This is a genomic window from Rhizobium sp. RCC_161_2 (genome assembly GCF_041355235.1).
In the GTDB taxonomy this organism is placed as follows: Bacteria; Pseudomonadota; Alphaproteobacteria; order Rhizobiales; family Rhizobiaceae; genus Rhizobium.
The window spans coordinates 128494-148682 of record NZ_JBFUPL010000006.1 but is presented as its reverse complement, the minus strand read 5'-3'; the positions used below and the strand labels follow the sequence as shown (position 1 = coordinate 148682).

General features: G+C 59.8%; 20 protein-coding genes. 7 read left to right on the top strand and 13 right to left on the bottom strand.

Features of this window, described 5'->3' with window-relative positions:
* Window positions 1-10: 10 nt before the first annotated feature.
* Window positions 11-1546, bottom strand: coding sequence for an ABC transporter substrate-binding protein (locus AB6803_RS17280; protein WP_371110040.1), 1536 nt, complete (start codon window positions 1544-1546; stop codon window positions 11-13).
* 435 nt (window positions 1547-1981) lie between these two features.
* Here AB6803_RS17280 and AB6803_RS17275 point away from each other — a divergent pair, with 435 nt between their 5' ends.
* The 6 genes from AB6803_RS17275 to AB6803_RS17250 all read left to right on the top strand — a co-directional run bounded on the left by AB6803_RS17275 (window position 1982) and on the right by AB6803_RS17250 (window position 7745).
* Window positions 1982-2410 carry a hypothetical protein gene (locus AB6803_RS17275; protein WP_371110039.1) on the top strand — a complete coding sequence of 143 codons (429 nt, stop codon included), beginning with the start codon at window positions 1982-1984 and terminating at the stop codon, window positions 2408-2410.
* Between the two features lie 8 nt (window positions 2411-2418).
* Entirely contained in the window at window positions 2419-4035 is a 1617-nt protein-coding gene (locus tag AB6803_RS17270; protein ID WP_371110038.1) for an AMP-binding protein, read from the top strand.
* Window positions 4036-4109: 74 nt separating this feature from the next.
* A complete protein-coding gene (locus AB6803_RS17265) occupies window positions 4110-4538 on the top strand; it encodes an organic hydroperoxide resistance protein (protein ID WP_371110037.1) in 429 nt (142 codons plus the stop codon).
* Window positions 4535-5716 (top strand): thiolase family protein, encoded by a 1182-nt coding sequence (locus tag AB6803_RS17260; RefSeq protein WP_371110036.1) that lies wholly within the window; start codon window positions 4535-4537, stop codon window positions 5714-5716. Before AB6803_RS17265 ends, AB6803_RS17260 begins: the two co-directional genes overlap by 4 nt.
* Entirely contained in the window at window positions 5713-6957 is a 1245-nt protein-coding gene (locus tag AB6803_RS17255) for an SDR family NAD(P)-dependent oxidoreductase (RefSeq protein WP_371110035.1), read from the top strand. The genes AB6803_RS17260 and AB6803_RS17255 overlap by 4 nt, the downstream gene beginning before the upstream one ends.
* Window positions 6954-7745: a cyclase family protein gene (locus AB6803_RS17250; protein ID WP_371110034.1), complete on the top strand. Its 792-nt coding sequence runs from the start codon at window positions 6954-6956 to the stop codon at window positions 7743-7745. Before AB6803_RS17255 ends, AB6803_RS17250 begins: the two co-directional genes overlap by 4 nt.
* Here the strand turns inward: AB6803_RS17250 and AB6803_RS17245 are convergent.
* On the bottom strand, window positions 7724-8266 hold the full coding sequence (locus AB6803_RS17245) for a winged helix DNA-binding protein (protein ID WP_371110033.1): 543 nt from the start codon (window positions 8264-8266) through the stop codon (window positions 7724-7726). The two genes, AB6803_RS17250 and AB6803_RS17245, sit on opposite strands and share 22 nt — an antisense overlap.
* A gap of 97 nt (window positions 8267-8363) precedes the next feature.
* Here AB6803_RS17245 and AB6803_RS17240 point away from each other — a divergent pair, with 97 nt between their 5' ends.
* Window positions 8364-9170 (top strand): aspartate/glutamate racemase family protein, encoded by an 807-nt coding sequence (locus AB6803_RS17240; RefSeq protein ID WP_371110032.1) that lies wholly within the window; start codon window positions 8364-8366, stop codon window positions 9168-9170.
* Window positions 9171-9398: 228 nt separating this feature from the next.
* Here the strand turns inward: AB6803_RS17240 and AB6803_RS17235 are convergent, their stop codons facing one another.
* From AB6803_RS17235 to AB6803_RS17185, 11 genes are all read right to left on the bottom strand, one after another.
* Window positions 9399-10304: an RDD family protein gene (locus AB6803_RS17235; protein ID WP_371110252.1), complete on the bottom strand. Its 906-nt coding sequence runs from the start codon at window positions 10302-10304 to the stop codon at window positions 9399-9401.
* On the bottom strand, window positions 10301-11380 hold the full coding sequence (locus AB6803_RS17230; RefSeq protein WP_371110031.1) for a stage II sporulation protein M: 1080 nt from the start codon (window positions 11378-11380) through the stop codon (window positions 10301-10303). The genes AB6803_RS17235 and AB6803_RS17230 overlap by 4 nt, the downstream gene beginning before the upstream one ends.
* Entirely contained in the window at window positions 11377-12696 is a 1320-nt protein-coding gene (locus AB6803_RS17225; protein ID WP_371110030.1) for a DUF58 domain-containing protein, read from the bottom strand. Before AB6803_RS17225 ends, AB6803_RS17230 begins: the two co-directional genes overlap by 4 nt.
* Complete coding sequence (locus tag AB6803_RS17220) at window positions 12697-13653, bottom strand: AAA family ATPase (protein WP_371110029.1); 957 nt, start codon at window positions 13651-13653, stop codon at window positions 12697-12699.
* Window positions 13640-14914 (bottom strand): hypothetical protein, encoded by a 1275-nt coding sequence (locus tag AB6803_RS17215; protein WP_371110028.1) that lies wholly within the window; start codon window positions 14912-14914, stop codon window positions 13640-13642. The genes AB6803_RS17220 and AB6803_RS17215 overlap by 14 nt, the downstream gene beginning before the upstream one ends.
* The gene (locus AB6803_RS17210) at window positions 14907-15662 is read right to left on the bottom strand and encodes a hypothetical protein (protein WP_371110027.1); all 756 of its coding nucleotides are present in this window, start codon (window positions 15660-15662) and stop codon (window positions 14907-14909) included. The genes AB6803_RS17215 and AB6803_RS17210 overlap by 8 nt, the downstream gene beginning before the upstream one ends.
* Window positions 15663-15665: 3 nt before the next feature.
* Window positions 15666-16112 carry a DUF805 domain-containing protein gene (locus tag AB6803_RS17205; protein WP_371110026.1) on the bottom strand — a complete coding sequence of 149 codons (447 nt, stop codon included), beginning with the start codon at window positions 16110-16112 and terminating at the stop codon, window positions 15666-15668.
* Between the two features lie 231 nt (window positions 16113-16343).
* A complete protein-coding gene (locus tag AB6803_RS17200; protein ID WP_371110025.1) occupies window positions 16344-17354 on the bottom strand; it encodes a GlxA family transcriptional regulator in 1011 nt (336 codons plus the stop codon).
* Between the two features lie 101 nt (window positions 17355-17455).
* Window positions 17456-18454: a 4-hydroxyproline epimerase gene (locus tag AB6803_RS17195; protein WP_371110024.1), complete on the bottom strand. Its 999-nt coding sequence runs from the start codon at window positions 18452-18454 to the stop codon at window positions 17456-17458.
* An 18-nt stretch (window positions 18455-18472) separates the two neighbouring features.
* Entirely contained in the window at window positions 18473-19324 is an 852-nt protein-coding gene (locus AB6803_RS17190) for an ABC transporter permease (RefSeq protein WP_371110023.1), read from the bottom strand.
* Entirely contained in the window at window positions 19321-20169 is an 849-nt protein-coding gene (locus tag AB6803_RS17185) for an ABC transporter permease (RefSeq protein ID WP_371110022.1), read from the bottom strand. The genes AB6803_RS17190 and AB6803_RS17185 overlap by 4 nt, the downstream gene beginning before the upstream one ends.
* Between the last annotated feature and the right edge of the window lie 20 nt (window positions 20170-20189).

Genomic DNA, 20189 nt, shown 5'->3' with positions numbered 1-20189 from the left:
CGGCGCAAACTCACGACCACGACATGGTGTTGCCCAGGATCCAGGCATTGCCATATTTGACGTAAGCGAGGTTCTTTTTGCGGACCAATGTCTGCACGCTCTGCAGGAGCGGAATGGTGGCGCCGGTTTCCACAGCCTCTTTTGCAAGATCCCGGTAGCCGGCTACACGCTTGTCATAGACAGGCTCGGCGAAGAGATTGAGAACCTTCTGGCCGATCTCCATCCCCTTCCATGCGCCGAAGGGCATTTTCGGGTTGAGCAGGTAGCCGGAGAAGATCTCAGGGTCGCCGGTGGCATTGTCGAAGCTGTAGAGGGTCGCTTCCGGCAGCTTGCCGCCGCGATTGAGCTCGAAATATTTCGAATATTCGATCTGCTGGATTTCGCACTTGATGCCGACCTTCCCCCACATCTGCACCAGGGCGCGGGCGATGTCGAAATCGCTGGGGAACTGGCCGTTGGTGGCCGCAAGCGTGATGGTCGCCGGCTTGTCGGCGCTGAACCCAGACTTGGCAAGCAACTCCTTGGATAGCGCGGGATCGTATTTGAAGCTGTAGCCCTCCACGAAACCGGGCGTGCCGGGCGTCGCGGGTACCGAGAGCGGAACGGCCGCGCCACCATAGAAGGCCTTGGAAAGGGCCGCCTTGTCGATGGCGTGATGGGCGGCAAGACGGACATTCTCGTCTGAAAAGCCCATGTCGTTGCGGATCTGCAGCAGGATGATGCGGGTGAACGGATTGATCTCGGCGGTGAGCCCCTCCGTCTTGCCGAGGCGCTCGGCCTCGCGGACGGGGATATTGACGGTGAGGTCGATCTGGCCGGACTGGATAGCGGCGGTGCGTGCCGAGGGATCCTTAATGATTTCGATGGTGACGTTCTTGATCTTCGGCTTTGCGCCGAAATAGTCGTCGTTGCGCTGGAGCACGATGCGTGAATTCATCTGGTAGTCGACAAGCTTGTAGGGTCCTGTGCCGACAGGCTTTTTCAGGAAGCCATCCTGGCCGACAGATTCCATGTATTTCTTCGGAACGAGATAACTGCCGAGAAAAGCCAGCCATTGCGGCGCGGTCGGGGTCGGCGCGGAGAATTTCATGATGCCGCTGGTCGGCGATATCGCCTCGATCGCGGTGAGATTGCGCCAGGAATTGGCGATATCGAGTTTCAGGCCGGATTTGATGCGATCGACGAAGGTGTAGCTGAAGTCCTCCATCGTCATCGGATCGCCATTGTGGAACTTGACGTCGCTGCGGATCTCGAACGGCATGGAAAGACCGTCGGCGGCAAGGTCCCATTTGGTGATGAGATTGGGGATGAGCTTCAGATCGGGCGACTGATCGAGCGGCTGGTCGAAAACCAGCTTGAAGATCGGTTGCGCATCCGGAACGAAGCGCTGGTTCGGATCCCAGGACGGCACGTCGCTCGGCCATCCGATGGAGACACTGTCGGTGTCGGCGGCATAGGCGAAGCTTGCGCGCGAGAGCACGCCGCCGCTGACTGCAGCAAGGCCGAGCATCTGCAGGAGATTTCTGCGGTCTAGTTCAAAAGTCATCACGATCCCTCTGGTGTGCACACGGGCCTCTCTGCTTTGCGCAGTGATAGGGGCCGGTGAGCCTGCGGCGGTTGTTGAACGCAAGCCTGCAATCTTGCCGAGGGCTTTTTGGTTTTTGCTATTTTAGCCTCTTTTCACGGGCTTCCCCTTAGCAATTGAGGGGATCGTAGAACGGGCTAAAAATTACTTCAAGCCTAAAATTTATTGATCGCTCGAATTTGGCCCGGCGAAGGACATGCTGGGCGAAAAGCTAGGAAATTGGACGTTTCAGGCGAAGACTAGCGCGAGGTGTTGCTTCTTCCCCGGCGCTGGCATGCGTCCGATCCGGTCCAGATCGAAAAAAACATTGACGCTCTTTCAAGTTATTTTATGCTTAAAATGTTGTTTGAGCGAATTGAACCTATTGCTCCGGTAAAATCCGAAGAGGGGACGTTGATGCTAGACCCGCATTGCCATTCCAGCAGCATCATGGTGGAGCGCCCCGCCGCGATCGCATTCGAATTGATGTCGGATGGGCTGAAGCAAGGGCGCTGGGCATGGGGCAGCTTCGACCGGAGAGAGGTCGAGCCGGGCCTCTTCTGCGGCACATCGATTTTTTCCGGCAAGGAGACCTATGTCCGCCTCGATGTGGACCGGGCGCGTCTGCAGGTGGACTACGAGGTCGGTGGGTCGAAGGAGGCCATGCAGTTCCGCAACATGTCCCGCGTCATTCCGGGCGACCTGTTGAAGATGGGGCCGGACGCATGCGTCGTTACGCTGCTAACCTGGCGGCTGCAAACCCAGACCGACGCGGAATGGATCCAATTCGGCACGATCCATGAGGCGGAGATGTTCCTGATCAAAGGTCTTCTCGAGCGCGACTGAAGGACAAGATGACACATTCTCCCTATCTATTGTTTGAAGACCGGGCGCGCGCGAATCCCGAAGCGCCGCTGTTGGTCGCGCCGGTAAGCGCCGGCCTTCCTTACGCGCCGCAAGGATTCCGCCACAGCTATGGCGAGGTACATGCCGATGTCGCCGCGCTCAGTGCGAGGTTTGCGGCCGCCGGCTATGGTCTCGGCTCGCGGGTCGCCCTGCTTCTGGAAAACCGGCCGGAATTCTTCACCTTCTGGCTGGCGTTGAATGCCATCGGCGCATCGATCGTGCCGATCAATCCGGATCTGCGGCGCGACGAACTTCTCTTCCAGCTCGACATGGCCGAGGCGCCGCTGCTGATTGCGATTGCCGAGCGGCTGGCCGACCTTGCCGACATCAATCCCGGCAAGGTCACGGTGATCGGGACGAACGACGACATTCCGCCGTCACCTGTCGCACTGGAGGCCTGGTCGGGCGGCCCGGACGCGGAGTGCGCCCTGCTTTTCACCTCCGGCAGCACCGGCAAGCCCAAGGGCTGCATGCTCTCCAACATCTATTTCATCCGCCTTGCCGAATGGTACACCACCCAGGGCGGCGTCGCTGACATGGCGGAAGGCAGCGAGATCGCGCTCACGCCGCTGCCGATGTTCCATATGAATGCGCTCGGCTGCACGGCGGTCGGCATGATCATGAGAGGCGGTGCGATCGTGCCGCTGGATCGCTTCCATTCGAAGAGCTGGTGGACCTCGATCGCCGATTCCGGTGCGACCATCATTCATTGCCTTGGCGTGATACCAGCCATCCTGCTGCAGATGCCGCCTGTCGAGGCTGAACGCGCGCACAAGGTCAAATTTGCGCTCGGCCCCGGCGTGGATGCCCGGCACAAGGTCGAATTCGAGGCGCGCTATCGCATTCCGATCGTTGAGGCATGGGCCATGACCGAGACCGGCGGGCGGGCTGTCACCACGACGGCGGCCGACGACTATACGCCGGGACTGCGCTGCATCGGCCGGCCGCGTGTCGGTATGGAATACAGGATCGTCGACGATGCCGGCCACGCGGTCGCATTGGGCACGCCGGGCGAACTTCTGGTGCGGGCTCTAGGCGACAACCCGCGAGACGGCTTCTTCAGCGGCTATCTCAACGATGAGAAAGCGACAGAGGAGGCCTGGGAAGGCGGCTGGTTCCACACCGGCGATGTCGTCTATGCCGACGAGAAGGGACTGCTCTACTTCTTCGATCGCAAGAAAAGCATCGTGCGTCGCAGCGGCGAGAATATTGCCGTGCTGGAAGTCGAGGCAGCGCTTGCCAAGTTCCCCGGCGTCAAGGCATCGGCGGTGACACCGGTGCCGGACGATCTGCGCGGCGAGGAGGTTTTCGCCTTCATCGTCGAGAGCGAGGCTGCAACTGGCGACGATCCGATAGCGCGCGCCTCGCACATCATCGAGGCTTGTGGCGCATACATCGCCTATCACAAGCTGCCCGGCTACGTGGTCTTTACCGAAAAGCTGCCTGTCAGCTCCACCCAGAAGCTCCAGCGCGGCGAGATCAAGACCATGGCGGGGAAGGCGGTCGCGGATGGTTCGGCAATCGACCTGCGCAAGCTGAAGGCGGCGATCCGTAGGGGTGGCTGAAGCAGAGCCTTCCGAATGATGAGCATGTCTGTTATACAATAAATAAAAGCTAAAATCCTTTCTAAGGAGATCACATGACCCCGGAGAAGATCCTCTATGAAACCGCCGTCACCGCTTTCGGCGGACGGGACGGCAAGGCACAAAGCGCAGATGGCAGCTTTGCCGTCGATCTTTCCGTGCCGAAGGGACTTGGCGGACCGGGCGGGGAGGGCACCAACCCAGAGCAATTGTTTGCCGCCGGCTATGCCGCCTGCTTCCTTGGCGCGGTGAAACTGGTCGCGCGCACCCGGAAAATCGCGCTTGCCGACGATACATCCGTGACCGCCAAGGTCGGCATCGGCCCGGTGCCGGTCGGCTATGCGCTCGCCGTCGAGCTCACCGCTTCGCTTCCGGGCATCGATAGGGCTCTGGTGGAAGAGATCGTGGCCGGCGCGCATGAGCGCTGCCCCTATTCCAACGCGACGCGCGGTAATGTCGATGTCGTGCTGACGGTGGCCGGATGACGGCTTCGCGCGTCCGCAAATCCTATGACGACGTGGTTCTGGCGGTGCCGGTGACGGTGCCCTACGAGCGTTATTCGATCGAGAGCGCGCATTGGTGGATTGGTCGGGCGTTACGGGCGCTTGCCGATGGTGCAGGCATCAGCCATCAGGAGTTCGACGGCTTTGCCGTCTCGAGCTTCACTATGGCGCCGGATACGGCGATTGCGCTGACGCAACATTTCGGGCTCATGCCGCGCTGGCTGGATCATGTGCCGATGGGCGGTGCAGCCGGCATCGTCTCGATCCGGCGCGCGGCGCGCGCCGTGCAGGCGGGTGACGCGGATATCGTCGCCTGTGTCGCGGCCGATACCAATCAGGTCGATACGTTTCGCAAGACGCTCGCCAATTTCTCCCGGTTTGCACAGGACACCTCCTATCCCTATGGCGCCGGTGGACCCAATGCCAGTTTCGCACTGATCGCCCGTGCCTACATGGATCGCTACGGCGCAACGCGCGAGGATTTCGGCAAGCTCTGCGTCGCGCAACGCGACAATGCGCTGCGCTATCCGCATGCGCTGATGAAGAAGCCGTTGACTTTGGAACAGTATATGTCGGCGCGGCCGATTGCCGAGCCGTTTCATCTCTTTGATTGCGTCATGCCCTGCGCCGGCGCTGAGGCTTTCTTAGTGATGCGTGAGGAAACTGCCGTGTCGCTTCGCCTTCCTTTCGTACGGCTGCTGTCGGCGATCGAGCGCCACAATGCTTTCCCCGATGACGCCGTGCAGACGCGCGGTGGCTGGGTGATGGATCGCGACGAGCTCTACGGCATGGCCGGGTTGACTCCCGATGATATGGATTTCGTGCAGACCTATGACGATTATCCGGTGATCTCCATGATGCAGTTCGAAGATCTTGGCTTTTGCGACAAGGGCGAGGGACCGGATTTCGTGCGCCAGCACACGTTCACGACGGATGGTTCCTTTCCGCACAATACTTCGGGTGGGCAGCTCTCGGTCGGGCAGGCGGGTGCTGCCGGCGGCCATCTCGGCATCGTCGAGGCCATGCGCCAGCTTTTGGGCCTGGCGGGCGGCACACAGGTGGTGGACGCAAAAATCGGTCTCGTATCCGGCTTCGGCATGATCAATTACGATCGTGGCCTGGCATCGGCGGCAGCGATCCTGGCGAGGCAATCGGCATGACCCGTCCGCTCGCAAAACCACCACGCAAGAACCCGCTTTCCCGCACCAAAGTGCCCTTGCTGCCGCCATCGGCGCGCAGCCGAAAGGCCCAGGGGCTAACGCTTGCTGCCGCCACCGGCCGCTTCATGCTGCAATGCTGTGCCGAATGCGGAACATACACCTATCCGCCACGCGACGCCTGCCCCCGCTGCCTGTCGGCAGCGCTTCCCTTCATCGATGCGCCGGCGGGTGGCACGCTGCTTTCCGAGACTTCGGTCGAGGTCACCAGCGATCCCTATTTTCGCGAGCATATGCCGTGGCGGGTGGGGCTCGTTCAGCTCGATTGCGGGCCGAGCATGGTCACGCATCTGCATGGTGACTGTGCCGGCGCCGGCAGCCGGGTGACGCTGTCGCTGCAACTCGACAAAAGCGGCCAGGCCGTTTTCTTCGCCAAACCCGTTTTGGAGACGCCGCATATGGAAGACGATCCTCAATGGCGTGAAATGACAGCCGACCCGAAGCATCGGCGCGTGCTGATCACCGACGGTCGCAGCCCGGCGGTGCAGGCCCTGGTCGCCGCGCTGAAAAAAGCGGGTGCGGCCACGATCTATGTCGGCATCGCCGACCGCTGGAAGCCTTTCGATGAAGAGAAAAAGCTCGAGGAGATCGACGGTGTCGAGATCGTCGATCTCGATCTCACCAGCGAGAAGTCGGTGCGGGATCTGGCCGCCGATATCGGCGCCAAGGTCGAACTCCTTATCAATACCGCCGACCATGTGCGACCTGCCCAGCTTTTCGATGCGGGCGCGGCCAACACCGTGCGCGACACCATGGATCATACGGTCATGGGCCTGATGCGCCTTGCCCAATCCTTCGGGCCAGTGATGCGGGCGCGTGGTGCGGATGGCGTTGCGGGCGCTGCTGCCTGGGTCAATATCCTATCGGTGCATGCACTTAGCAGCGACCCGCAATTCGGTGTGCATTCGGCCGCTCATGCCGCCTGCCTGTCGCTCTCGCAATGGCTGCGCACACAGCTTCGTCCCGGAGGCGTGCGGGTGATCAATGCCTTTGCCGGGCCGCTCGACACCGAGTGGTTCCAGACTGTGCCGCCGCCGAAGGTTGCCCCTCAGGCGCTGGCCGATGCCGTTGTCGACGGGCTGAAGCGTGGGCTTGAGGATATTTATGTCGGTGACGTCGCCAGGGATCTGCATGCGCGGCTTCTCGACAATCCGAAGGCCGTCGAACGGGAGGCCGGACAATGAGCGCGAATATTCTTGAAACTCTGGCAGGCTCGCTTGCCACCGGTGGTGTCCATATCGTGGACCTCACCCATACGCTTTCGCCGGACTTTCCCGTCATTGTCATGCCGCCGGAGCTTGGCCAGTCCGCGCCCTTCCGCATGGAGCGCATTTCCCGTTACGATGCCGGCGGGCCGGCCTGGTACTGGAACAACCTCTCTTTCGGCGAACATACCGGCACGCATTTCGATGCGCCCATCCACTGGTATACGGGCCGCGATCTGCCGCTCAATTCGGTCGATACGCTGCCGCCGGCGGACATGATTGGGCGGGCCTGCGTCATCGATTGCTCGCGTGAAAGCACTGAGGATGCCGATTTCCTGCTGACGATTGCCGATGTGACGGCGTGGGAAGAGCAGCATGGCCGAATTCCGCTGCGCTCTTGGCTATTGCTTCGCACCGATTGGTCGAAGCGCAAGGGTGCAGCCTATGCCAATCTTCTCGCCGATGGCGCACACACGCCGGGGCCGAATGCGGAGGTCATGCAATGGCTGGTGACCGAGCGCGACATTCTCGGCTTCGGCACCGAGACCATCGGCACCGATGCTGGGCAGGCGGGCCATTTCTCCCCGCCCTATCCGGCACATCACTATCTGCATGGCGCCGGCCGCTACGGGCTGCAATGCCTCGCTAATCTCGACCAGTTGCCGGCAACCGGCGCGATGATCCTTGCCGCACCGCTGAAGATCGAGGGTGGATCGGGAAGCCCGCTGCGCGTGCTGGCTTTGGTTCAGTCGCGCTCGACGGGATGAGGGCCGATCGCCACGCGCCGGGCGGCGGTGTCGTAGAAGCTCGTCAAAAGCTCGAGCATCTCGGTGGCGTCGCCGAGCCCTTTTTCTGCGTGGTCCATTTTCTGGATGAGCGAGATCAGCAAATGCCGGCGCAGGGTGCGGTAGTCCTGCGTCAGCTTGCTTCCTTTTCGCGTGGTTACGTAGAGCGTATCCTTGCGCGACCGGCCCTTGACCCGCTCGATCAGTTGCAGGGTCTGCAGTTTCTTGATCGCATATTGAATGTTGGCGGTGTCGTCGCGGCCGAGCAGACGGGTGATTTCGGCAAGGCCCTTGGGCTTGTTGCGGTAGCGGATCGTATGGAGGACGGCGGTGTCGAGACCGCTGAGGCTCGATCCGGCAAGTTCGCTGGCACATTCCGACTGCCAGCGTACGAAGGCCGCGGAAATCCGCCACAGCGACCATTCGAATTCGGTGAGCGCGGCTTCCGACACCTCGGTTGCCGTCTCTTCGAGTGGATTTTCGGGTGCTGCAGGCGAATTCATTTGGCTCTCCAGAGTGGATATGGCTACGATTAAAGCCTTAAATTCCCGTTTTGACGAGAGCAAAACGACGCGCGACAACGAACAGGATGAGGGAACAATGCGCATATTCTGGCAAAGCTTCATCGACGCCACGGCCAGCGCCGCTTACATGCAGAAGCTTTCGGACTATCTGAACGGCATCGCCGAACCCGGCACGACGGTCGAGGTTTTCGGCATCAGCCCGCCGGACCGGCATTTCGGCCGGTTGGCGGAATTCCGTTGCGCGGCAATCGCGATCGACAACGGGCTGGAGGCTGAAAAGCGCGGCTATGATGCGGTGGTTCTCGGCCACTTCCAGGATCCGGGCCTTTACGAACTCAAGTCGGCGCTGGCCATCCCGGTGATCGGTGCGGGCGAGGTCTCGATGCACTATGCCGCGCGCTTCGGCCGGCGCATGGCGCTCGTCACCCTCGATGACGTCTTTCAGACCTGGCACTACGAACAGGCCGATCTCTACGGACTGGGCGGCCGGGTCAAACATGTGGCCGGCATGAATTGCGTGCCGTCCGATTTCAGCGCCGCTTTTGCCGGCGATGACGAGGCGCGCAAGCGCATGCTCGCAGCCTTCACCGCTTGCGCCGAACCGCTGGTGCGAGATGGTGCCGATGTCGTGGTGCCGGCCGGCATCCTGCCCGGCCTGTTGGTCGGCGGCGAATATGGCTTCAAGGTGTTGCATGCACCCGTGGTCAATACGGCGGCGGTGGTCTTGAAGAGCGCCGAAATGGACGTGCGCCTGCGCAAGCTCAACGGCATCGAGGTGAGCCGTGGTCCCTTCTGCTCGCTCGCGACCACTGAGGCTGTCAAGGATTTCCGCAGCTTCGTCTCCCATGGCCGGCAAACGCCGTTGTTTGCAGACGACGTGTGAGCGATCTCATCCGGTCGTTGGCGCCAGATTGTCCGCGCCCAATGGCGCCAACCTCCCACAGCAGATGCGCTTCGGCGCAATCCACCATTGAACCAGCGGGCTCTTGGTGTTTCAAAAGCCAAGGGCACCAAAGAAAGAACGGCGTTGATGGCAATGCAGATAAGGAAGGCAGTCTCAAGCATGGGGAGCGCTGTCGACCAATCGGCAAGGGCGGCTCAGGCACAGTGATCAGGTCTCGATCCCCGCTTTCCCGGCCTCCTTTTCAGCTTGGTGGAATTTGTTTTCGCGGCGCGTGCCAAAAAGCCTCAACGTCTCCAGATGCTCGCGTTGCGCCCGATAAAAGGCCGTCAGGAAAAGCAGTTGCTGGCCGGGCTTGACGGGGTCGCGATACCCGATTTTCCGGACAATAGTTCTGACGATCTGTATGACTTCCTCATTGTTGGAATTCTTCGTCGGGTCGCGAAGGACGTCTTCAAGCGTCTGCAACTCGTACTTCCCATACACATCGAGATGCTCGGGGAGGAAATCGAACTCTGCCTGCGACAATAGGGTTGCCGGAGCCGCTATTGCAAGGTCGGACAACAGCACGGAACGCGGATTGTCGACCACCAAAGTGCCGGCCATGATGTCGCCAAGCCGTTGTCTGCGCCGATTGGCCAGGGGGACGATCACGATCACCAGAACCCAGGCGATCGTCAAACCGATTTCCACCGCCGACAGCGAGCTTGCGGCAAGAACCAGGGTTAGGGGGGTGAAAATCTCCACCTCCTTCATGAGGTTTCTTGCTGTGACCTGGTGTGGCGTGAGGCGGCGCCCATTGACGTTGACGACGCGAATCCCGGTTATCTTCTTTCCGAGCGTGCGCCCATTCCAGATGAGCTCGGAAAGAATGTAGTAGGGAGTGCGTGTCAGGAACGCCAACAGGATAATCAATGTCTCCGCGGCCTCGGGAGACAGGGAGCCGCCGAGGATGATGGCGATCGCACAAACCAACACCAGCAGAAAGGTGAAGATGAAATCGAGACACTGTGCTCCTAAACGCGTTCCGAGCGAGGCGATCGCGAAATTGATCGGCACCCCTTCCGGCGGAACGAATTGTTCCATGCGCTTGTCGCCCTGAAGATGTTGGTTCATCCCAGAGCCTCGCGCGGAGTTTTGTTTTCGCGACCCGCCAATAGCAGCCAGCTTGCCCAAAAGGCCCCCATCCCCCAACCAATGACCAGGCGCAGGGTGGGGTCCTGGACGAGCTGGCGAAGAAAACCTTCGATAAACGCCGCCGCGATAAGCATCAGCGCCGCGAGAATAGCGAGTTTCACCGCATCATGCGCCTGATGGCGTAAGGCCTCTCTGCGGCTTCGTGAACCCGGAAGAAGAACAGCCAGACCAAGCCTTGCGCCACCGGCGCAGGCAATGGCAATTGCCGCAAGCTCGGTCACTCCATGGATCGAGAGCCATGCGAACACATCGTAGCCCAGCCCCTTCTGATTGAACATCGCGAAAAACGCGCCCAGCATCAAGCCGTTATAGAAGGTCAGGATGAAGCTCGGTATCGACAGGAAAATTCCAAGCGTAAAGATCAGGATTACGATCGATGTGTTGTGGGAGAAGAGGTATGTCGAAAACGCGGCCAGCTTGTCACCGCCATGGTGCTCGTCGCCATAGATCGTAGAGCGAAGATAATCGGCCGACGCATCCGGCGTTCGCTGATCGGCCAATTCCGGAGGTACGAACGTATAGAGCCAGCTGGGGTCATTAACATACAGCTTGTATCCGACGATTGCCCCCAGGATAAGTGCCAGAAAGCCTATGAACAGAGGCAGCGCTGATCGCCGCACCGCCTGCGGAATGCCATGTGTCAACAGACGGGTCGTCAAGCCGCCAAGGCTTTCCTGCGGAGCGTAGACCACCAGGTAAGCGCGCGCGCACAGACTTTCGAGATAGGCGATCAAGGCGCGATCGAGAGAAATGTCGCGTGCGACGCTCAGGGAATTCATCGCCTGCCTATATTCCGCGGCGAGATCCCGGATTTCATCGTAGCTCAGGGCTGCGGCGCCCCCTTTTTCCGCGCGCGTCACGAGCCCGTCCAGACGACGCCAATGCGTTTCACGCTCCAGCCGAAACCGCGCGGAACGAAGCGTATCGTTCTGCGTCGCACCGGTGTTTACCGTCATGCCCATCTCTATACTGTCATCGATCTCGATTTCAGTCATATCATCTCGCGCGATTTAATTTCGATGTAGCGCGCCACGAGATCCGCGGTCAGCGCATCGGGCGTACTGTCGAGACAAAGCACACCCAAGCGCGCCAGCTTTTCCAGTACGGCACGCCTCTCCTGCAGGATCTGGCGGGCGGCCACGGAGCGGGCAACGGTGTCCAGGGTCATCTCCTCTGGTTCCGTTAGCTTTGCTAGCATGGGATCGCGCAACGCGACATAGACGATGAAATGATGTCGAGCCAGGACCTGTATGTTCTCGATCATCAGCTCGGCCGTGATGCTGTCGACGAAGTCGGAGAATATCACAATCAGCGAACGCCGTTTCAGCCGTCCGGATAGATGGGTCAGCCCCAGCGTATGGTTGGTTTCCTGAGTTTCATAACGCAGTTGCGCGCAAAGCGTCTGCAGGCGCGGAAACGCGGATCGTCCAGGTAAGGCGGGCACGAACAGGCGCGGGCGGCTGTCGAAGCTGTAGAACCCGACAAGATCGCCGGCAAGCCCTGCCGCCCAGCACATTGCGAGTGTCGCATTGATGGCGCGGTCAAGCTTCGGTAATCCGGCTAATTGTTCGGCCATGAGGCGTCCGGAATCGACGCACAATATGATCTGGTGGTTCCGTTCAGCCCTCATCTCGCGCACAACCAGGCTGCGCATTCGGGCGGATCGCTTCCAATCGATGCTGCGTGGATCCATGCCGGTCGCAAATTCGCGCAGTTGATGGAATTCCGATCCCTCGCCACGCAGCCGCAAATCTTTCTGGCCGGCTTCGAGCGGCAGTATCTGGGTCTGTATCGCCCCCGACAGCACGGGCGATATGTCGGGCATGACAGTGATTTCCTTCTTGATCGGCATGCGCGCGATCATATCGAGCAGCTTCAATCGCGACGGCCATTTTAGCCACAGATTGTGGATCGCGTATTGCCCCCGTTTTGTCAGGCGAAGGCTGATGGAGGTCTTCGTGTGTTTCCTTTCGGCATCCGACGTGGCCACCGCCAATCTGCTGTCACCAACGGCAAGTTCGGGAGCGAGATCGAGGCGCGTTTCAATTTTGGCGGGCAGTGAGCGCTTCCGTGGCGATATGTCGAGGGTAAGCTGCACAGTCTGGCCGACAAAGCCCTGCCGTGGCAGGTCGATTTCGATCCTCATCCGGCTCGAGAAGCTCGACAGTGTGAGATCGCCGACTGTCAATACCGCAAGTGCCAGCCACGCGCAGGCCAGCGGCAAGCTCATGTCGGGCCACCACACGCTGGTGATGACGGTCACAGCAGTCAAAATCAGGGCAAGAGCGATCAGGCGTGACGATGGCCGCATTTAACGGGGCGCATCCACGCGGTTCTTGATGTTGCGGAGCACCTCATCCGCCGTCCGTCCGTCGATTTCCGCCGTGGGTGACAGCACGATGCGGTGACGCAGTGCTGGTACCAGCAACGCCTGTACATCGTCCGGCAGCCCATAATCTCGGCCTTCAAAAGCCGCGCGTACCCTGACCGCGGATGCAAGGGCGTCGGCGGCGCGAGTGGATGCGCCATGAAGAATATCGGCATCGGAGCGTGTGGCGCGCACCAGGTCGACGACATAGGCCAGAATCGCGCTGTCCAGATGGATCTCATCGATCAGCGCCCGACCTGCGGCGAGCGTCGCGCTCGAGACGAGCGGCCGAATTCCGGCATTGCGCAGATCTGTTTGCAGGGCCTGCCCCGCATGCTTGGCCAGAATGGCGATTTCGGTGGCGCGTTCGGGAAAGTCCACGACGAGCTTGAAAAGGAAGCGATCGAGCTGTGCTTCGGGGAGGGGATACGTGCCCTGCTGCTCGATCGGATTCTGCGTGGCAAGCACAAAGAAATCCGACCCCAGGGAATAGTCGGTGCCGTCGATCGTGATCATCCGCTCGTTCATCGCCTGCAGCAGGGCGGATTGCGTTTTCGGCGGCGCGCGATTGATTTCGTCGGCAAGGAGGATGTCGGTGAAAACCGGCCCCTTGGTCAAATGGAACTGATTGGTCTGAAAATTGAAGAGGTTGATGCCGAGGACATCGCCGGGCATCAGGTCGGGCGTGAACTGGATGCGGCGGTATTCCAGATCCATCACCGCGGAAACAGCACGGGCAAGCAGGGTTTTGGCCGTGCCGGGAGGGCCTTCGACAAGGCAGTGCCCACGGGCAAAAATCGAGATGAGAACGAGGTCGATAAGTGCGTCCTGCCCTTGCACCGCTTTGCCAATTTCGCCACGAACCGTAGCGATGAGATTGCGAAATTCACCTAGATCCAAGCTCAGTGCTCCCTAGCAATTTCCTGAATGTTTCGAGATTGCGATGTAGATCTGACCGCGTCATGACATCTCCTCGTTCGATCAGCGCCTGAGCCGCCGATTGCAATGCATGCGCCGATACCTGATCGCGACGAGCCAGGCGTTGAAACATCCGCTCTATGCCCGCCTGATTTCCGGCTCCGGATCCAAAGAGCAATATCGCCTTGTCCGCAAGCAGATGTTGTACGAATTGCGCTGTCATTCGGCCGTCATTGCCCGACAGGCGCAGCAGTCTCGCCGTGGCTTCGATCGCCGCCGTCTTCGATATTTCAATGTTGGGAGATGTCTCGACCAAAGGCGGCCCGAAGCGATAGGCTCCCCGCCAGAAACATATCGCGACGACGAGCAGGATCGTTCCCCAGATGACCGACAATGGGTAGGCGAAAAATCGCTTCAGATCGGTCGCGGAGCGCTCATAGGTCTTGCCCTCATCAACCGGTTTCTCGCTATCGAGCAGCTGGCCATTTGTATCCAGATAAACCGGCCGTGTCTCATCGGCTCCGCGCAAATTCCTGATCATCGACACAGCGAAGGCGGCGTTATTGGCCAGAGCCAGCCCATGATTGTTCAACAGGTCGGGATCCGACAAGAGGTAAATGGTAACGCCGTCCTCACAACGCAAAAGCAGGGCACCTGAGCGCATGCCGGCAAGCTCCGTGCAATGACTTGGCAGGCTGGAACGGTCGAACAATTGCGCCCGATACAGGGCTACCTTTTCAGGCTTGTCCGGCATCAGGGTTAGCTGTGCTTCTTCAAAGTCTGGCCCAGATCGCTTGAGATATAGATCCGGACGGTAGATCCTTTCCAGATCGCGATAGATATCGGCAAATGGCAGCAGCCCGGATTCCCGCGCAACCTCATCCTTCACCACGCTATCGCGCCATTTTGGCAATATGATCAGCGTCGGCAGCTCGTAGAGCTTTGCCTGATAGATCCAGGACTCCAAGCGATCGCTGTTTTTCTCGTCGTCTGCCTGTGTTTCGGCGGTATCGCCTTGAGATGCCGGCAAAGGCAGGATCCGCAGCGAGACTTCGGAACGTGCCCGTGTGACATGAACATCGGATCGGATAACGGCTATTCCCTTGGCTTGCAGCCACAACTGAAGCCCCTTGTTACCGAGAGGCGAGCGATCATAACCGCTGTCCCGCGACGATCCGAATAGCGCCCAAGCTGCCAGTCCGAGCAGCAGTCCCAGAAATAATATGAGGCCGGCTTTACGCATTGGCCAATCGACCGCTCGAAAGGAGACCGCGTGCCGTGGCGAGGAGAGCGGTGAACTGGCTTTCCGCCAGAACGCGGCCACCATAGTGAACGAGCTCCGCCTCGTTCAGCAGATTTTCGAGACGGTCGCGCCCCGGCATTCCCGCCGGCAAGCGGCCGAGAACCGCGCGCTCGGTGTCGGAACGAAAAAGCCGCGTTCCCGTGACATCCGCCGCGTGAAGCAGGCAATGCCTGAGAAGCAGCACAAGCGCCTGCCGTCGGTCTGCCATCGCCGCAATTCGTTGCAGGAAGTCGTTCGGCCGCTCTTGCGCTTCAGGTGTGGGGGAATGCCAGTTTTCTGGCGTCTCTCCCTGGCGCTGCTTCATTTCGCGCGGAGCAGGCGACAGCAATACGCCACCATTTCCGAAGCGCATCCACAGGCCGATGATTGCCACAAGCCCAACGAGGACCACGACAATGCCCAGCGGACCGGTTACGATCGGATCTCGTGGGCTAAATGACGGCCTTTCGGGAGACGATGTTACAGTCGGCGCCGTTTCAACCGCTTTGGCCGTGTCGGCGTAGACGAGCGTGCAGCGCAGCCCATTCCCTAGGCATTGCGAGGCATATTCAGCACCGACCGTACTGGTGGGGTGATCAATTCTTCCGACGGGCTCAATGCTATTGCCTTGCGCCCGCACAGGCTGGAATTGAGCCGATACAGCTAAAAATAGGCCCAGTACCAACAGGCCGGCGCCACGCATCAACATGCTCTAGGCAAAAACCTCGGCCCTCGCTTCGGGACGCAACGGATCCGGGCCGAATTTGTTTGGCCCCTCCGTGCCCCTCAGCACAGTGATGACAAAGATCGCAATACCCGCGATGAAACCGACGTAAGGAATCATGCTCAAGATACACAGCCCGAGATACCACCAACCGGAAATGTTGCGGTCGTGAAAACGGCGAACCTGAACGGCTAGCTGCGGCAGAAATACCGCGAGCGCAAACAATCCGCCGATAACTGCGAGCGCAATGAACAAGGATGAGGGGCCATCTTCGAGATTGGAAACGGCACCAGTCAATGCAGCGGTCAATCCGATTGCCAACGCCACCAGCAGATAGAATAGCTGGAACCACCAGAACTCCGAGCGAGAAGCCCTACCGGAAAATGTAGCGTATTTTAGTTTCAGAACCGTCCGAACAGCTTCAGCAAATCCCATCTTTTGGGGCTCCGTTTGTCTTGTGGGACGTGCCGCGATCGTCAGTCCCAACGTTGTCCTAGTTCAAGGGTGATCCCGAGAGAAAGAGGTACAGTTTGATCGTTAGAATTGCAATAAGCGGATCGTCTCAGGTCTCATTTGCGTAGCAGGGATCGACAAATCCCGTCCGGATCCCGTTTAAGGTCAAGGATACATAGGCAGCGATGCATTCGCACGCATGGCTCCAAGACATCATGATTGCCCCGCGGCGGCTCGAATCTGCGTTGGTGTCCGTCCGTACATACGCTTGCAGCACCGCGAAAAATGCGAGGCGCTTTCGAAGCCGACGTCCAGGGCGACCTCGATCACCGAGCTTTTGGTTTGCGTCAAAAGTGTCCTGGCGCGCTCGAGCCGGACGAGATTGTAAGCCTTGGCGGGGGAGATGCCTGCTTTTTCCAGGAAAATCCGTTCAAGCTGCCGGCGGGATAACCCAACCAATGCAGCAAGCTTCTCGATCGAAAGCTCCCCATCGAGATGTTGCTCCATGGTGATCAGCGCCGCCTTCACGCGGGTATCCTCGAAATCCTCATAGAGAGGACGCCGGGGCTGGATGTCCGTCGAGGACCGTGCCTTCTCGATTTGTAGCACCTCCAGCGCGTTTCGCTCCGCATCCCTGCTGATATAGCGCCGCACGAGCGACGCGGCCATATCGGCGGCACTGCTGCCGCCGGCGCATGAGCCGCGCGTCCGGTCGAGATTGAAGATGCGATCCGAGCGGACATCGTGATCGGGAAAACGTTCGCGAAAGGCCTGATAATGCAGCCAGCTCACGCATGTCTGATGCCGTTTCATCAAGCCGGCTTCCGCAAGGATGAAGGAGCCGGTGCACAACCCGATGAGCGGCACGCCCTTGGTATCGGCCAGCCGCAGGAATTCGACGGTTTCGCGGTCAACGGGGTTTTCCAGGTTCAGCAATCCCCCGACAACGACGATGTAGTGGAACTGGCTGGGATCGACGAAGTCTGAGGTCGGCGCCACCTGCACACCACAGCTTGCGGTGATGAGGTGCCGGGTACTGCCGAGAACGTGCCAATCGGCAAGGACACGGCCGGATCGATCCAGATCGTCGCTTGCCAATCTCAATGTATCGACAAACAGGGCGAAGGCCGAGAGGGTGAAGGACCTCGCGAGCACGAATCCGATCTTCAGCCGTTTCTTTTGCGCGGCATTGCCGGAAGGCTGCACGTGATCTCTCGTCTTCATTTCAGAACCTCGTGTTTCATGCCGTCGAAAGTGCCAGCACTGTCAGGCATGCGACCTTAGCCGTCTCGATGGAAGATGCTCCGTCCTTATCCCCTTGTCATTTACAGAATTTGAAAACCATGGGCGAGTGGGTCGCGGTCGTCGACGAAGATTGTATTGTGGCCGATAACCCTGGCCCACCCGCCTATGCTCGGCAAAATGCCTGGCATATTGCCCACGATGGCGGCACCTTCGATGCGTCCTTCGAACACCGTTCCGATCAGGCTTTCATTGCGAAATGAATCGCCGATCCCAAGACGGCCTCGAGCATGAAGCTGTGCCATGCGCGCCGAGGTTCCCGTCCCGCCGGGAGATCGGTCAATGGCCTTGTCCCCATAGAAGACGGCGCCACGACCATCCGAGTTTTCGTTGCCGGCCGCATCACACCAGATCGCGTGGTGTACACCCCGGATGCGTTCGTCATCGGGGTGAACCGGATCGCAGACTGCAGAGAGCGCATCGCGAAGTCTCTGGCTGAGCAGGACGATATCGCTGGCACTCATGGCGTCCAGTCCGCTCCAGTTTTCCTGGGGCTCGACAACGGCGTAAAAATTCCCGCCATAGGCAATATCGACCGACAGCGAACCCAAACCGGGGACGTCGACAACGACGTCCTTGCTATGGAGATAGCTCGCGACATTGAAGAGCCGGACTGCCTCCACGAAACCGTCCTTCAGCTGATAGTCGACGTCGACCTTCCCGGCTGGCGTCTCGATCGACAGCCTGCCCGGCACCCTCGGCGTGATCAGACCTTCTTCTATCGCCACGGTCGCAAGGCCTATCGTCCCTGCCCCGCACATTGGAAGGCAGCCGCTAACCTCAATGAACAGGGCGGCAAAATCACAATCTTCCCGAACGGACGGATAGATGATCGCGCCCGACATGATGTCATGGCCTCGCGGCTCGAACATCAGCGCCTTGCGAACCCAATCATGGTCGTGGACGAAGATCTCGCGACGCTCCGCCATTGGGACGTGTGGCAGCAACGGTCCGCCGCCGGCGACGACGCGAACCGGGTTCCCGCAGGTGTGTGAATCGATGCAAAAGAAACTGCGGCGCATGGGTAGACTCCGAAGATGCTAGAATGTGGGTGTCGCGCGCTTTCGCTGAAGCGCGCCACGCGAAAGTCGATCGAGCAGAAGAGCGACCGCGACGATACACAGCCCGGCGCGAAGCCCGAGACCCATCTCCATGCGTGTCAGGCCTCTGGTTACCTCCGCGCCAAGACCGCCCGCTCCGACGAGGCCGGCCAGGACGACCATGGCCAGGGAGAGCAGGATGCATTGGTTGAGACCGACCACGAGCGTCGGCTTGGCCGACGGGATCTCGATCTTGAGGAGGATCGAGGTCGGCGACGCGCCGATTGCCTGGCCGAGCTCCTTCAGATCGTTCGGCACCTGACGGAAGGCAAGCGTCGTCAGACGCAGCATGGGCGGGACACCGTAGACGATCGTCGCGATGATCGCGGGCACCCGTCCGAGGCTGAAGATCATGACGGCCGGTATCAGATAGACCCAGGGCGGTACGGTCTGCATGATATCGAGAATGGGCCGGATAATTGCCTCGATGCTCCTGTTTCGCGATGCGAGGATCCCGAGCGGGAAGGCAATCACGACGGAGATGAGGACGGCAACGGTAACGAGCGAGATCGTCTGCATGGAAGGCACCCAGAGATCGGCTGCCAGACAAAAGCCAAGGGCGAATGCGGCAAGAAGAGCAACTCGCCAACCGGCGACCGAAAAGGCGAGGATGACGACCAAGGCGATCATCGCGTAAGGCGGCAGCGACAGCAGTACGGCTTCAATGGCATTCAACACGGCTTCGATCACGGCGCTGATCGTCGCGAACAGCGGGTGGAAGTTGGTGTTGAGCCAGTCGACCGTCGGCGCAAGCAACACTCCCGGCGAATAGTCCAGAATTGAAGGATTCATATCCGTCCTCCATAGCTGACGCGCGCAGCGCCCTGCGCCAGTCGATCGAGAACCATCGTCAAGACAACGATCGCAATCGCGGCGTTGATGGATTTGGCAATATCGAGCGTTCGGATTGCACCATAGATCGTTTCTCCAAGCCCGCCGGAGCCAACGATCCCGGCTATCACCACCATCCCGAACGCCATCATCAGGCTCTGGTTTATTCCCGCCATGATGCTCGGCATCGCAAACGGCAATCGTATCTTGAAGAATGTTTGCAGGCCGGTCATGCCGCTGGCCTGACCCAGTTCCACGAACTCCACCGGCGTCATCCGGATACCGAGAGAGGTCAGCCGAAATGCCGGCGGCATCGCGACAATGACGGTTGCGACCAGCGCCGTTGCAGGCCCGTATCCGAGAAGGGCAATTGCTGGCAGCAGATAGATGTAGGGAGGCATGGTCTGGATAAGATCGAGGACCGGTTCGAGTATCCGATCGAGCGCCGGTACAAACCCTGCGAGAACACCAGCGGGAATTGCAACAAGCAACGCCAGGAATGTGGCGGTGATGACAAGCGCCAGCGTGCTCATGGTCTCGGGCCAGAGGCCGATCGCCGCGCAGAACACCAGGGCCACGGCCGCGAACAGGCCGAACCACACATTGACCAACCGCCAACCCAGGGCGGCGATGACGATTGCAATGACGTAGAAAGGCGCGAAATCCAGCGCCCAGAGGACACTGTCGTACAACCCCTCAAGCAGGGCTCGAAAGAAGTCGAAAACAAACCCGCCATTGTCGCTGACCCATTCGAGTGCGGCGTCCGTCGTCGTGTCGAAGGCATCTGCAAAACTTGAACTGTCCATCTCGGAACGCTCCAACTAGA

Coding starts and splice junctions, on each gene's coding strand:
- AB6803_RS17280 (WP_371110040.1), bottom strand. CDS start 1,546: ATGACTTTTGAACTAGACCGCAGAAATCTCCTGCAGATGCTCGGCCTT.
- AB6803_RS17275 (WP_371110039.1), top strand. CDS start 1,982: ATGCTAGACCCGCATTGCCATTCCAGCAGCATCATGGTGGAGCGCCCC.
- AB6803_RS17270 (WP_371110038.1), top strand. CDS start 2,419: ATGACACATTCTCCCTATCTATTGTTTGAAGACCGGGCGCGCGCGAAT.
- AB6803_RS17265 (WP_371110037.1), top strand. CDS start 4,110: ATGACCCCGGAGAAGATCCTCTATGAAACCGCCGTCACCGCTTTCGGC.
- AB6803_RS17260 (WP_371110036.1), top strand. CDS start 4,535: ATGACGGCTTCGCGCGTCCGCAAATCCTATGACGACGTGGTTCTGGCG.
- AB6803_RS17255 (WP_371110035.1), top strand. CDS start 5,713: ATGACCCGTCCGCTCGCAAAACCACCACGCAAGAACCCGCTTTCCCGC.
- AB6803_RS17250 (WP_371110034.1), top strand. CDS start 6,954: ATGAGCGCGAATATTCTTGAAACTCTGGCAGGCTCGCTTGCCACCGGT.
- AB6803_RS17245 (WP_371110033.1), bottom strand. CDS start 8,266: ATGAATTCGCCTGCAGCACCCGAAAATCCACTCGAAGAGACGGCAACC.
- AB6803_RS17240 (WP_371110032.1), top strand. CDS start 8,364: ATGCGCATATTCTGGCAAAGCTTCATCGACGCCACGGCCAGCGCCGCT.
- AB6803_RS17235 (WP_371110252.1), bottom strand. CDS start 10,304: ATGAACCAACATCTTCAGGGCGACAAGCGCATGGAACAATTCGTTCCG.
- AB6803_RS17230 (WP_371110031.1), bottom strand. CDS start 11,380: ATGACTGAAATCGAGATCGATGACAGTATAGAGATGGGCATGACGGTA.
- AB6803_RS17225 (WP_371110030.1), bottom strand. CDS start 12,696: ATGCGGCCATCGTCACGCCTGATCGCTCTTGCCCTGATTTTGACTGCT.
- AB6803_RS17215 (WP_371110028.1), bottom strand. CDS start 14,914: ATGCGTAAAGCCGGCCTCATATTATTTCTGGGACTGCTGCTCGGACTG.
- AB6803_RS17210 (WP_371110027.1), bottom strand. CDS start 15,662: ATGTTGATGCGTGGCGCCGGCCTGTTGGTACTGGGCCTATTTTTAGCT.
- AB6803_RS17205 (WP_371110026.1), bottom strand. CDS start 16,112: ATGGGATTTGCTGAAGCTGTTCGGACGGTTCTGAAACTAAAATACGCT.
- AB6803_RS17200 (WP_371110025.1), bottom strand. CDS start 17,354: ATGAAGACGAGAGATCACGTGCAGCCTTCCGGCAATGCCGCGCAAAAG.
- AB6803_RS17195 (WP_371110024.1), bottom strand. CDS start 18,454: ATGCGCCGCAGTTTCTTTTGCATCGATTCACACACCTGCGGGAACCCG.
- AB6803_RS17190 (WP_371110023.1), bottom strand. CDS start 19,324: ATGAATCCTTCAATTCTGGACTATTCGCCGGGAGTGTTGCTTGCGCCG.
- AB6803_RS17185 (WP_371110022.1), bottom strand. CDS start 20,169: ATGGACAGTTCAAGTTTTGCAGATGCCTTCGACACGACGACGGACGCC.